Genomic DNA, 12,091 nt, shown 5'->3' with positions numbered 1-12,091 from the left:
CATCGTATCAATCCCTGGATCAGCCCCCTCCCTTTCTCTTCAAGCACTTACCCGCGTCTTCTCCTCCATGTAGGCTTAAGTAAGTGCCATTCGTACTAGGCCTGATCAAGGCGATGCTCAAAGCCGGCAGTTTCGGCAAGGGTCGTCTGTTTCCAAGCGAGCGTGGAACGCCGCAAGGTGGGGTAGCTTCACCGCTGCTCAGCAATATCCTCCTGACGCCGTTTGATCGGGAGATGCGGCGCAAGGGCTACCAGCTTACCCGTTACGCGGATGACTGGGTGATCACCTGTTCATCCCAGACAGAAGCGCGCGCTGCCATCGCAGCGGCGACGAAGATTCTGAGCGCACTGGGTGTGCAACTTAATCCGCAGAAGACGCGGATCGTGCATGTTCGGTTTGGATTCGAGTTTCTCGGCTACAAGATCAAGCGTGGGCGGCAGTTATCGCTGCCCGCAGCCAAGATCCGCAGTGGCGCCCGGTCGGGTGCGCTGTACGCGTACCCCCGGGAGAAGTCGGTCCAGCGCTTCATGGATCAGGTGCGTCGTCTTACAAAGCGATGTGTGCCGCTTCGAACGCGGGAGCTGATTGGACGGCTCAATCCCATCCTGCGCGGCTGGGGGCACTACTACAAGCGGTCCCACGTCCGGCGAATCTTCAACCGGCTCAACCGATGGATCGTGCGGCGCATCTGGTCGCATCGATTCAAGCGCTGGCGCAACATGGGCTGGAAGGTCTTGCCCGAGGCGCGGCTCTATGGTGAGTTCGGGTTAGTCAACCTTGTGCAACTGATACCTTCTATTGCATCCCAGCATGCTGCATCTTCGTGAAAGCTGCATGCCGGAAAACGGCACGTGCAGTTTGAGCGGCGGACGGAGGCCAGCGCGTCAGCGCGCCTCCTCCGACCCAACAGTCACAGGACAGGTCGGTGAGACTGGAGCTGGTGATGAAGGGCCGAACGGGAGGGAGTGTCCAGCGCCATGTCGATGCGACAGGAATTGCGTCAGATGCCCGCGCAAGCGGGGCGATCGGGAGGCACGCGCGGTGAAGCTGCGCCTATTTCCGTGAGCGACGAAGCCTGTTGTCCGCGCCATGATGATCCGCCGTTGCTGGCCAACGTGTTGCTCGACGTGGTGGACAAGGAACTGGAACGGCGCGGCCACTGCTTCGTGCGCTGTGCCGACGATGCGAACGTGTATATCCGCAGCCGTCGTGCTGGTGAGCGGGTGATGGCGCCTGCTCATAGGACCGTAACCGCTCCGTTTCTACTGCCGTTGCCGGCCGCCTCCCGGAAGGCTCGGGACAAACAGCCATTGCCAGCGCGCGCGGCCTGTTTTACCGTTTATCCGACTCATCCTCGCGGTCCTGCCATGTTCGATCCCACCGAAGCTCCGTCACCGTTTCATCTGCGCTCGGCCAGCATGGACGATTTCGAGTTTGCCGAGGCGCTGACCCGCAACAACATGGGCGGCTACTATCGCCGGCATCATCTGGTGTGGCGCAGCGATCTGTTTCTCGGCAGTTGGCGCGAATCGGAGAATTTCATTCTCGAAGTGGATGGCGTGCCGATGGGCGTGCTGCGTATCACCGAAGAGGGTGATTCGCTGCATATCCGCGACGTGCAGATCGCCGAAGGATATCGTCGGCTTGGCGCCGGTACCTTCCTGCTCGACATCTCGCATCAATGGGCGCGCGAGCGCGGGCTGCGTGAGTTGCAGTTGCGCGTGTTCGTCGACAATCCGGCGGCGCGGCTCTATCTGCGCAAGGGCTATAAGCTCACCGGGCCGCGGCTCGCGCAGCTAGGCGCAATCCGTCATCTGGCGCGGCGGGTTTGAGGCGTGCCCCGCATTGATGGCCGACGCGCACCGCTAGTTGTCGCCATTCACCGCTCGGCGACGTCCGTCGAACCGGCTTGATCCTGTGCCGTTTCATCATCCTTTTGCGCGTCATCATGCTCGCCGTTGCTCGCGCGATGCTCGGCGCCTCGCTCGATAAACGCGCGTGGACTCGCGCCGAACCCACGCCGGAACATCGCGGAGAAGGCGCTCTGGCTCTGATAGCCCAGTTCCTGCGCGACGTGCGACAGCGGCCGTCCCTGGCTCAACAATGGAATGGCGCGCGCGAGAATCGCCTGCTGACGCCACTGCGAAAAACTCACACCCAGCTCCTGGCGGAACAGCCGCGCGATCGTGCGCGTGCTCGCGCCCACCGTCGATGCCCACTGCTCGAGCGACTCGCCATGCATCGGGTCGGCGATCAGGGCCTCGCACAGCGCGCGCAGGCGCTTTTCGCTGGGCATCGGCACGGACAGCGGCAACGGCTCGGAGCGCGTCAGTTCATCGAGCGCGAGCGCGCCGAGCAGCTGCTCGCGCGCGGCGGACAGGCCAGCCGTATCGAGCGCGGCAATCACCTCGCGCAACAGGTTCGATACTTCGACGACGCGCGGCGTATCGAGCCCGGCCGGCACCGTACTCTCGGTGATGTACAGCGTGCGCAGGAACGCATCCTCGACGGCGACCACTTCGTGCGTCACATGCGGCGGCAACCAGATTGCGCGCGATGGCGGCACCATCCATGTCGTGCCCGTCGTTGCGACCCGCAGCACGCCGCGCGACGCATACGCGACCTGCGCCCAGGCATGCGTATGACGCGCGATATGCCAGCCCGCCGGCATTGGCCGCGAGCGCACGCGGATCGGATGCATCTCGTTCGGCGCGAACTCGGGCGGTATGTCGGCGAAACGCACGCGGCTCAACAAGTCGGAGTCGGAGGACGAGGTCATGGCAAGGTCGGTTCGGATCACGGAGCTGGCAACGGCGAAGCGCGGTCGAGGCCATTCACCGCCGCGGGCATCAAGCATTGTAGGCCGTGCCCAGTTTCTGTTGCCGACGGGCCGCCGTTGCATAATGTCCCGATGGCCCCCGAGCCACCGACATCACCTCTGACCATGGAGACTCAACGACGATGCAGACCGTCTTTGTCTACGGCACGCTGCGTGCCGGTGAAACCAACGACATCAGCGAAGCCGCCGCGCGCAACGACATCCCCGCACCGAGCCTGCTCGGCAGTACCACCGTGCGCGGCCATCTGTTCGATTTTGGCGACTATCCGGGTCTCGTCGTCGACGAAGCGGGTATCGACGTGCTCGGCGACGTCTATGAAATCGACGATGCGCTCGTCGCGGTGCTCGACGAAATCGAAGCCGTGTATCCGGGCGTCGAGGATCGTTTTCTGACACGTGAGGTGATGGTCAAAGTGGACGGCAACGTCGTGAATTGCCGCTTCTATCCGGTCGCGCCGAGCGCCGTAAAAGGGCTGCCCGAGATCCGTTCAGGCGATTGGGTCGAACATCGGCGCACGCGCTGAGCTGGTCCACGAAGGCGAGCAAAAAAAACGGCGCGCCACGTATGTCCGCGGCGTGCCGTCGTTCAAGCCGATGGGGTCCCCTGGCTCGAGCAGGCCCAAGGCGCTCGAGCCCGCATCATCAACACCATCAAATCTCTTCGTAAAGCGGCAGCGTCAGAAAATCGGTGAACTGCTCCGCGGTCGACATCTGCTCGAAGATCTGCGCGGCACGCTCATACGGCTTCGTATCTCCGCCCACCGTCTGTTTGACCTTGTCGAACTCCTGCGCCGCGAGCTCGCGCACCAGTTCGACCGTCACCTTGCGACCGTCGTCGAGTTTGCCCTTCGGCGAGCGGATCCACTGCCAGACCTGCGAGCGCGAAATCTCGGCGGTGGCCGCATCTTCCATCAGGTTGTGAATCGGCACACAGCCATTGCCCGCGAGCCACGAACCGAGGTAGTGAATGCCGACGTTGATGTTGTTGCGCAAGCCCGCTTCGGTGATCGGCGTTTCCGGGCGGAAGTCGAGCAGGTCGGTCGCGCTCACGAGCACGTCGACGCGCTGCTTGCCGATCTGGTTCGGCCGATCGCCGAGCACCTTGACGAACTCTTCCATCGCGACCGGCACGAGGCCCGGGTGCGCGACCCAGCCGCCGTCGTAGCCGTCGCCCGCGTCGCGCGCCTTGTCTGAACGCACGCCGGCCATCGCCTTGTCGTTCGCGGCCGCATCGTTCTTGATCGGAATCAGCGCGCTCATGCCGCCGATCGCCGGCGCGTTGCGGCGATGGCAGGTCTTCAGCAGCAGCAACGCGTACGCGCGCATGAACGGCGAGGTCATCGTGATCTGCGAGCGATCGGCGAGGCAGAAGTCGCGGTCGCTCTTGAACTTCTTGATCGCCGAGAAGATGTAGTCCCAGCGGCCCGCGTTCAGGCCCGAGCTATGTTCACGCAGCTCGTACAGGATCTCGTCCATTTCGAACGCGGCGACGACCGTCTCGATCAGCACCGTCGCGCGAATCGTGCCGCGCGGCACGCCGACCGCTTCCTGCGCGGCGACGAAGAGGTCGTTCCACAGCCGCGCTTCGAGATGGCTCTCCATCTTCGGCAGATAGAAGTACGGACCCGAGCCGCGCGCGATCAACTCCTTCGCGTTGTGCACCATGTACAGCGCGAAATCGAAGATGCCACCCGACACGCGCTGGCCGTCGACCTTCACGTGCTTCTCGTCGAGATGCCAGCCGCGCGGACGTACGATCAGCGTCGCGGTCCTGTCGTTGAGCCGGTACGACTTGCCGTTCTGTTCGAGCGAGATCGTGCGGCGCACCGCGTCCTTCAGATTGATATGACCGGTGATCTGATTGTCCCAGCTCGGCGCGTTCGAATCCTCGAAGTCGGTCATGTAGGAGTCGGCGCCCGAATTGAGCGCGTTGATGATCATCTTGCGCTCGACGGGGCCGGTGATCTCGACGCGCCGGCACTGCAGATCCTGCGGCAGCGGCGCGATCTTCCAGTCGCCCTCGCGCACGCTCTTCGTGGCGGCGAGGAAGTCGGGCCGCTCGCCAGCGTCGAGCCGCTTCGCGCGCTCGACGCGCGCCTGCAGCAACTGCTGACGGCGCGGCTCGAACGTACGGTGCAAGGCCGCGACGAGTTCCAGCGCTTCGCGGGTGAGGATCGCTTCAAAGCCGGGCTTGATGTCGCCGGTGATTTCCATGCCTTGCGGCAACGACAGCGGATTAGCCATGTTTTTTCCTTGGTCGGTCAGGTTGCAAAAATGCGAAGGTTGAAAAGGGGAAGTGGATTGCCGAATGCGGGGGACGCCGTCATACGCGCGGGCCGGCGCGCTTGCGACTGCCACTGCCAGGAACTTTCGTTCGACGGCCGCCTCTCGAACATGACGACGTCGCGAGTGTGCGCAGAAAGTCCAGCAGATCGTTCATGCCGCTACCGGTGCCATGCGGCGTCACGCCGAGCTCTTCGACGGGCAGGTTCTGCCGGTTCAGCCAGAACGTCGTGAAGCCGAACCATGTCGCGCCCGCGACGTCCCAGCCGTTCGACGACACGAACACGATCTCGCGCGCGGCCACGCCGAACGCGTCGGGGCCGAGCGCATACGCGGCAGGCGAGGGTTTGTACGCGCGCACGGCGTCGACCGACAGCACGTGATCGAAGAGGGCATTCATGCCGGCGCTCTTGACCGCGATATCGAGCATTTGCGGATTGCCGTTTGACAGAATCGCGAGCCCCACGCGTGGCGCGGCGGCGGCCTCGCGCAACGCACGCAGCACGGGCACCGCGTCGGGAAATGCGGACAGGCACGCGTATTCGTCCATCAGCCGCTTTTCGGCCGCGGGGCCGAGTGTGAGCTGCAGTCTTTTCGCGGCGAAGCGCAGCGCGTCGAGCGTGATGTCCCAGAACGGGCGGTAGTGTTCGCCGGGGGCGTCGCTGCGCGCGGCGAGCGTGCGCAATTGCGTGTATTCGATCTGCTTCTGGCGCCACAGCTGTGACAGCGCGTCGCCGTGGCCGGGGAACAGTTGCTCCGCGGCGGCGATCACCGAATGCACGTCGAACAACGTGCCGTAGGCGTCGAAAATCACTGCTCGCGGGGAAGGTGTCGTTGTGGCCGACATTGCCATGCGCTCCTGTCAGAGGTCGGGATCGATTGTATTGCTGACCTTAGGTGCTAAAAAATAGGCTAAAGATCACTTGATCTTTTACTTTTGCGTACCTAATCTGACGCGCACTGCTCACTTTTCCGCCTCGCCGCGGCGCGTATCGTTCATGGACCGTTTCAAGCAGATCGAGACCTTCGCCACTGTCGCGGCCAAAGGGAGCCTGTCCGCGGCGGCGCTCGCCGAGGGCGTCGCGCCCGCGATCATCGGCCGGCGCATCGACGCACTGGAGGAGCGCCTCGGCGTGAAGCTGCTCGTGCGCACGACGCGCAAGATCACGCTGACCTTCGAAGGCTCGGCCTTTCTCGAAGACTGCCAGCGCATTCTTCACGACATGCAGAACGCCGAGGCGAGCGTGTCGGCGGGCGGCGTGAAGGCGAGCGGCCATCTCCGGCTGTCGGCGCCGGCCGGCTTCGGGCGCCGGCACGTGGCGCCACTGGTGCCCGCGTTCACGGTCGCGCATCCGGACGTGTCGATCACGCTCGATCTGTCCGACCGCCTCGTCGACCTCGTCAACGAAGGCTTCGATTGCGCGGTGCGGCTCGGCGAGTTGCCCGATTCGTCGCTGGTGTCGCTGAAGCTCGCGGAGAACCGGCGCGTATGCGTCGCGTCGCCCGCGTATCTGAGCCGGCGCGGCGCGCCGCACAGCCTGGCCGATCTCGCGCGCCACAACTGCCTCGCGCTCGGCGCCAGCGCGAACCAGCAGCGCGGCTGGATGTTTCAGCACGACGGCAAGGTCGCGTCGATCAAGGTGTCCGGCACGATGGAGTGCTCGGACGGCGCGGTGCTGCACGAATGGTGTCTCGCCGGACACGGGCTCGCGTGGCGCTCGTGGTGGGAGGTCGGCGCGGAGATCGCGGCGGGCCGCCTCGTCAGCGTGCTCGACGAATTCGCCGCGCCGCCGATCGGCATCCACGCGGTGTTCCCGCAGCGCCGTCATCTGCCGCTGCGGGTGCGGCTGTTTCTGGACTTTCTCAAGCATACGTACGGCGAACCCGGTTACTGGGACTGATGCGCCAATCTCCAGACAGACGCGAATACCCGCATTCATACGCACTACAATCGTTTCGAGCAGCCTGCACCCTGGGCTGTGTTGGACGCTGACGCCGTGCTGCGGGCAGCCGGCGACGGAGGGGATCATGTTCAGGCACATCCTGGTTCCGACCGATGGTTCAGATCTGTCACGCAAGGCGATAGCGGGCGCGATCGACCTCGCGCAGGCCGTGGGCGCCCGCGTTACCGCATACGCCTGTCTGCCGCAATATCCGTACTCGCCGTTCTCCGATGTCGTGGTCGAACCGCCCGGCGAGTTCCTGCAACGCAGCGAGCGCGAGGCGCGCGTGCATCTGCGCGAAGTCGAGCATGCGGCGCACCGCGTCGGCGTCAGTGTCGAGAGCCGCACGAGCGTGCATCCGGCGCCGTATCTCGGCATCATCGAAGCGGCGGAGCAGGGGCGCTGCGACGTGATCTTCATGGCATCGCATGGGCGGCGCGGGCTCGGCAGCCTGCTGATCGGCAGTGAAACGCAGCGCGTGCTCACGCATACGAAAATTCCTGTGATCGTCTATCGCTGAATCGCTTGGCACTGCCGGCAGCGTGCCGGCAGGCACCGCCTTCGAAAAAAAGCGCGCCGGCGGCGCTGCCGGCGCGTTCAGGTTCGCCGCACGCTTGCCGCGTGCTGGCTTCTTTGAGACTCTCCGGCCGTCGGCGTTCGCGCTGACGCTCCTGCCAATCCAGCACGGCACGGCCCTCCCTGCGTCGGCGGCACTCTGGTGGTGCCGCTCGACGTTTGCCGATCGTTCCTGCGCTCAGGCCACGGGACTGCATAACCCGACTGGCTGATCTCAGGCGACCTTCTTGTCGAAGAACTGCTCGTTTTCCGTCGAACCGTGCAGCGCGGTCGTCGATGCTTCGCGCTCGACCGTCTGCGTGACCGCGTCGAAGTAGCCGGTGCCGACTTCGCGCTGATGCTTGACCGCGGTGAAGCCCTTTTCGGCCGCCGCGAACTCCGCCTGCTGCATTTCGACGAACGCGGTCATCTGGTTGCGCGCATAGCCGTACGCGAGGTTGAACATCGAGTAGTTCAGCGCGTGGAAGCCGGCCAGCGTGATGAACTGGAACTTGTAGCCCATCGCGCCGAGTTCGCGCTGGAACTTCGCGATCGTCGCGTCGTCGAGGTTCTTCTTCCAGTTGAACGACGGCGAGCAGTTGTACGACAGCAGTTGGTCCGGGTACTCCTTGTGGATCGCGTCGGCGAATTTCTTGGCGAACTCGAGGTCCGGCTTGCCGGTTTCGCACCAGATCATGTCTGCGTAGGGCGCATAGGCGAGGCCGCGCGAGATTGCCTGCTCGAGACCGGGCTTCGTGCGGTAGAAGCCTTCGACGGTACGCTCGCCGGTCAGGAACGGGCGGTCGTTCTCGTCGATGTCCGAGGTCACGAGGTCGGCGGCTTCCGCGTCGGTGCGGGCGAGCAGCACGGTCGGCACGCCCGACACATCGGCGGCCAGACGCGCGGCTGTCAGCTTCGCGACGGCTTCGCGGGTCGGCACGAGCACCTTGCCACCCATGTGACCGCACTTCTTGACCGATGCGAGCTGGTCTTCGAAGTGCACGCCGGAGGCGCCCGCTTCGATCATCGCCTTCATCAGTTCGAACGCGTTCAGCACGCCGCCGAAACCGGCTTCCGCGTCGGCCACGATCGGCGCGAAGTAATCGACGTAGCCTTCATCGCCCGGGTTCTTGCCTTCCGACCATTGGATCTGGTCGGCGCGCGTCAGCGTGTTGTTGATGCGCTTGACGACGAGGGGCACCGAGTTGGCCGGATACAGCGACTGGTCCGGATACATTTCACCGGCGACGTTGGCATCGCCCGCGACCTGCCAGCCCGACAGATAGATTGCCTTCAGACCAGCCTTCACCTGCTGCATCGCCTGGTTGCCGGTCAGCGCGCCGAGCGAGTTGACGAACGGCTCGTTGTTGACGGCGGCCCACAGCTTTTCCGCGCCGCGCTTCGCGAGCGTGTGCTCAGGTTGCACCGAGCCGCGCAGACGCACCACGTCTTCGGCCGAGTAGGTGCGCTTGACACCTTTCCAACGCGGGTCCGATTCCCATTGCTGCTTGAGTTGCTGCACTTGCTGTTCGCGGGTCATGGTCATGATGTGCTCCTTCGATGCCAGTTATGGAGGATGGGTGACTCTGTCTTCTCGAAGCGTGGGGCCCGGAGAGGCGTTCTGTTTCGTGAAGTCTTATATAAGAGTCTAGGCAAATCGAAGGACGCACAATAGACGCCGCAAAGCGTTTTTCCAATATTTATTTTTATATAAAATCAATGACTTGATGCCTGCTTTTCGCGATAAGAAACGATATTTTCCCTGTTGCAATAGTCCTTCTTGTGCTTTGCAGCATGATTTTTTACGACGCAAAAAAATTTTTTACATCGTGAAATTTGGGGCGGCCAGTCGATAGACGAAAAAAACCGGCGCCCGAGCGCCGGTTTTCTTCTGTGTCACGGACGGCGCGAAGCCATCCGGTCGGTCAGGTGGGTCGCTATTAGCTGCCGCGACGTGCCGAACGGGGACCGTCGTTGCGGCGCGCGCCGTAGCCGTCACGCGAGCCACCGCCGAAGCCTTCGCGCGAACCGCCGTGGCTTTCGCGCGAGCCGAAGCCTTCGCGCGAACCGCCGGCCGACTTGTTGCCCCAGCCGCCGCCGTTGCTGTTGCTGTTGCCAGTGCCGTTACCGTTGCGCGAGCCGCCGTAGCCGCCCGGCTTGCCCGAGCCGCTGCCGAAGCGACGGCCATTACCACCGCCAGGACGGCCGCGGCCGCCGAAGCCAGGACGGCCGTTGCCCGAGGGCGCCGCCTTGCGCGGCTCGAAGCCTTCGACGACGTTGACCGGAAGCGGCGTGCGCACGAAGCGCTCGATGCGCTTCAACGCGCCCTGTTCGGCGTGATGCACGAGGCTCACGGCGATACCCGAGCGGCCCGCACGGCCGGTACGGCCGATACGGTGCACGTAGTCTTCGGCGAACTTCGGCAGGTCGTAGTTGAACACGTGCGTGATGCCCGGGATGTCGATACCGCGAGCGGCGACGTCGGTCGCAACCAGCACGCGCACGCGGCGCTCGCGCAGTGCGCGGATCGTGCGGTTACGCGCACCTTGCGGCAGGTCGCCGTGCAGCGCGGCCGATTCGAAGCCGGCGTCGGCCAGACGGCCCGCCAACTGGTCGGCGTCCATCTTGGTGGCCGTGAAGACGATGGCCTGGTCGAGGCCGTCGTCACGCAGCAGATGGTCGAGCAGACGGTCCTTGTGATCGCGGTCGTCGACGTAGTGGACGGTTTGCGCGATGTTGGTGCGCTGTTCCAAGCGCTGGACGATCTCGATCCGCTCCGGGTCCTTCAACAGACGGCCGGTCAGCGAGCCGATTTTGCCGTCGAGCGTGGCGGAGAACAGCATGGTCTGACGCGTAGCCGGCGTTTCGGCGACGATCGTGTCGATGTCGTCGATGAAGCCCATGTCGAGCATGCGGTCGGCTTCGTCGAGCACGAGGATCTGCAGTTGCGACAGATCGATGCGGCCGCGCTCGAGATGGTCGATCAGACGGCCCGGCGTCGCGACGAGGATTTCAGGGTTCTTCGCGAGCAGCATCAGCTGCTGGCCATAAGCGACGCCGCCGAGAATGCTGACGGTGCGCAGGCGCTTCAGGTGCTTGCCGTACGTCGCGGCGGCGGTCGTGACCTGCATCGCCAGTTCGCGGGTCGGGGTCAGCACCAGCATGGTAGGACGCGCGACCGGCTGCGGACGGCGGCCGCGGCCACCGTCGGCCGGGCGCGGTTCGCGCGGCTGGCTCGCCTGCGTCTTTTGCAGCTGCGAGAAACGCTCGATGGCGGGCAGCATGAACGCGGCGGTCTTGCCCGAGCCGGTCGGGCTCGAAACCAGCAGATCGCGGCCGGCGATCGCTGCCGGCACCGCGCGTTGCTGCACCGGCGTCGGGTGCTCGTAGCCGGCGGCGGTCAGCGCGGAGACGACGTCCGCGGACAGGCCGAGCGACGCGAAGGTCGGCTTGGCGTCAGCCTGCGCGAGGGCTTCGGGAGCGGCGGGCGTAAGACCGAGTGCTTCGTCGGCGACGGCGTTCAACGGGCTGCTGGGGGTGTTGCTCAAAGTCATGTGAATCCTTGAAAACGATCCTGGGTGGTTCATCGGATGAAAACGTCAACGCCAATCGGCATACCCAAGTCGTCGGATTCAGCGAGCAAAACAGCAGCGAGCAAATCGATAAACGGGGGCAACTCGCGACAATGAAGGCGAGTTTTTCGTTAGAAGCTGTATCGGATGCGACGTGCCAACATGGCGAGTCGCCAGCCTGGGACTTGAGCCCGGAGCGGGCTAGGCAGAAGGGGACAGGTTCTAAACTGGATTGGAGCAAACGCTATGGACGCTGCGCCGCGAGGACCGCTGGAAAAAACGGGCAAAGCAGTGAAGCGCAGGCGGCATTGTAGCGACATTTGCTGCACTGCGCCACCATTCAGGCAATTCCGACAGAAGAAAGTGTCGGAATGAAGTAGGCGAGTGAGGGCGGCGGGCCGGAGCTTCGTGTCCGAAACCGCCGCGAGGCGGTCGCAGCATTGCCAGACGGCCATTTCGGCAGATGCTTGGCGCGCCGGAAACTCAGGCCGCGGTGCCGCTCTTCAGCGATTCGACGAGTTCGACGTATTGCTGCTTCGCGGCGTCCTGCGCGGTGCCCTTGAGCGCCGCCCACGCATCGTACTTGTATTTGCCGACGATGTCGGTGAAGCCCGGCTTGTCGCCGTACACGTCGCCTTCGCTCGCCTGCTTGAAGAGCGCGTAGAGACGCAGCAGCGTCAGGTTGCCCGGACGCTCGGGCAGTTGCTTGACGTCTTGCTGGGCTTGCTCGAACTGGGAATTGATGTCGGTCATGGTCGTTTGGCCCGCGTGGCGGGATAGATGAGATCGGCCGAAAATCATAGCAATTGCCCGCCGCCCCGGGACCGAGGGCTTATTCCAAACGATGACGGCCGCGAAGCCGGGCGGCGCGGCCGCGCAAACCACCATTCACGCGCACC

The 12,091-nt window shown here is 64.2% G+C and carries 12 protein-coding genes and 1 pseudogene; 7 read left to right on the top strand and 6 right to left on the bottom strand.

Annotated features, from left to right (window positions below; translation table 11 throughout):
* The first annotated feature begins 83 nt into the window (after nucleotides 1-83).
* From HWY30_RS24135 to HWY30_RS24125, 3 genes and pseudogenes are all read left to right on the top strand, one after another.
* Nucleotides 84-827, top strand: coding sequence for a reverse transcriptase domain-containing protein (locus tag HWY30_RS24135; RefSeq protein WP_244144978.1), 744 nt, complete (start codon nucleotides 84-86; stop codon nucleotides 825-827).
* A gap of 273 nt (nucleotides 828-1,100) precedes the next feature.
* Nucleotides 1,101-1,244: pseudogene (locus tag HWY30_RS24130) on the top strand (group II intron reverse transcriptase/maturase); the annotation flags it as partial.
* A gap of 123 nt (nucleotides 1,245-1,367) precedes the next feature.
* Nucleotides 1,368-1,832, top strand: coding sequence for a GNAT family N-acetyltransferase (locus tag HWY30_RS24125; RefSeq protein WP_090800638.1), 465 nt, complete (start codon nucleotides 1,368-1,370; stop codon nucleotides 1,830-1,832).
* Nucleotides 1,833-1,879: 47 nt separating this feature from the next.
* Here HWY30_RS24125 and HWY30_RS24120 read toward each other — a convergent pair whose 3' ends face one another.
* Nucleotides 1,880-2,779, bottom strand: a complete 900-nt coding sequence (locus tag HWY30_RS24120; protein ID WP_090800636.1) for an AraC family transcriptional regulator — start codon at nucleotides 2,777-2,779, stop codon at nucleotides 1,880-1,882.
* Nucleotides 2,780-2,961: 182 nt separating this feature from the next.
* Between HWY30_RS24120 and HWY30_RS24115 the strand changes: the two genes are divergently transcribed.
* Nucleotides 2,962-3,363 (top strand): gamma-glutamylcyclotransferase family protein, encoded by a 402-nt coding sequence (locus tag HWY30_RS24115; protein WP_090800635.1) that lies wholly within the window; start codon nucleotides 2,962-2,964, stop codon nucleotides 3,361-3,363.
* A gap of 127 nt (nucleotides 3,364-3,490) precedes the next feature.
* Here the strand turns inward: HWY30_RS24115 and aceB are convergent, their stop codons facing one another.
* Nucleotides 3,491-5,083, bottom strand: a complete 1,593-nt coding sequence (gene aceB, locus HWY30_RS24110; RefSeq protein WP_090800633.1) for a malate synthase A — start codon at nucleotides 5,081-5,083, stop codon at nucleotides 3,491-3,493.
* 79 nt (nucleotides 5,084-5,162) lie between these two features.
* Nucleotides 5,163-5,969 carry a haloacid dehalogenase type II gene (locus tag HWY30_RS24105; RefSeq protein ID WP_090805353.1) on the bottom strand — a complete coding sequence of 269 codons (807 nt, stop codon included), beginning with the start codon at nucleotides 5,967-5,969 and terminating at the stop codon, nucleotides 5,163-5,165.
* Between the two features lie 151 nt (nucleotides 5,970-6,120).
* Between HWY30_RS24105 and HWY30_RS24100 the strand changes: the two genes are divergently transcribed.
* Together HWY30_RS24100 and HWY30_RS24095 are read left to right on the top strand one after the other, a co-directional pair.
* Nucleotides 6,121-7,023: a LysR family transcriptional regulator gene (locus tag HWY30_RS24100; protein WP_090800632.1), complete on the top strand. Its 903-nt coding sequence runs from the start codon at nucleotides 6,121-6,123 to the stop codon at nucleotides 7,021-7,023.
* Between the two features lie 127 nt (nucleotides 7,024-7,150).
* The gene (locus tag HWY30_RS24095) at nucleotides 7,151-7,585 is read left to right on the top strand and encodes a universal stress protein (RefSeq protein WP_090800630.1); all 435 of its coding nucleotides are present in this window, start codon (nucleotides 7,151-7,153) and stop codon (nucleotides 7,583-7,585) included.
* A gap of 270 nt (nucleotides 7,586-7,855) precedes the next feature.
* On the opposite strand, the gene aceA is transcribed toward HWY30_RS24095, so the two are convergent.
* Both aceA and HWY30_RS24085 read right to left on the bottom strand, forming a co-directional pair.
* A complete protein-coding gene (gene aceA, locus HWY30_RS24090) occupies nucleotides 7,856-9,160 on the bottom strand; it encodes an isocitrate lyase (protein WP_090805352.1) in 1,305 nt (434 codons plus the stop codon).
* 400 nt (nucleotides 9,161-9,560) lie between these two features.
* Nucleotides 9,561-11,174 (bottom strand): DEAD/DEAH box helicase, encoded by a 1,614-nt coding sequence (locus HWY30_RS24085; protein WP_090800627.1) that lies wholly within the window; start codon nucleotides 11,172-11,174, stop codon nucleotides 9,561-9,563.
* 8 nt (nucleotides 11,175-11,182) lie between these two features.
* Here HWY30_RS24085 and HWY30_RS24080 point away from each other — a divergent pair, with 8 nt between their 5' ends.
* Nucleotides 11,183-11,506, top strand: coding sequence for a hypothetical protein (locus HWY30_RS24080; RefSeq protein ID WP_143037102.1), 324 nt, complete (start codon nucleotides 11,183-11,185; stop codon nucleotides 11,504-11,506).
* Nucleotides 11,507-11,675: 169 nt separating this feature from the next.
* Here HWY30_RS24080 and HWY30_RS24075 read toward each other — a convergent pair whose 3' ends face one another.
* Nucleotides 11,676-11,945, bottom strand: coding sequence for an acyl-CoA-binding protein (locus HWY30_RS24075; RefSeq protein ID WP_090800626.1), 270 nt, complete (start codon nucleotides 11,943-11,945; stop codon nucleotides 11,676-11,678).
* Nucleotides 11,946-12,091 lie beyond the last annotated feature (146 nt).

The sequence above is a fragment of the Paraburkholderia tuberum STM678 genome, from assembly GCF_902833905.1.
Lineage (GTDB): Bacteria > Pseudomonadota > Gammaproteobacteria > Burkholderiales > Burkholderiaceae > Paraburkholderia > Paraburkholderia tuberum.
This window is presented reverse-complemented; position numbering and strand designations above follow the sequence as displayed.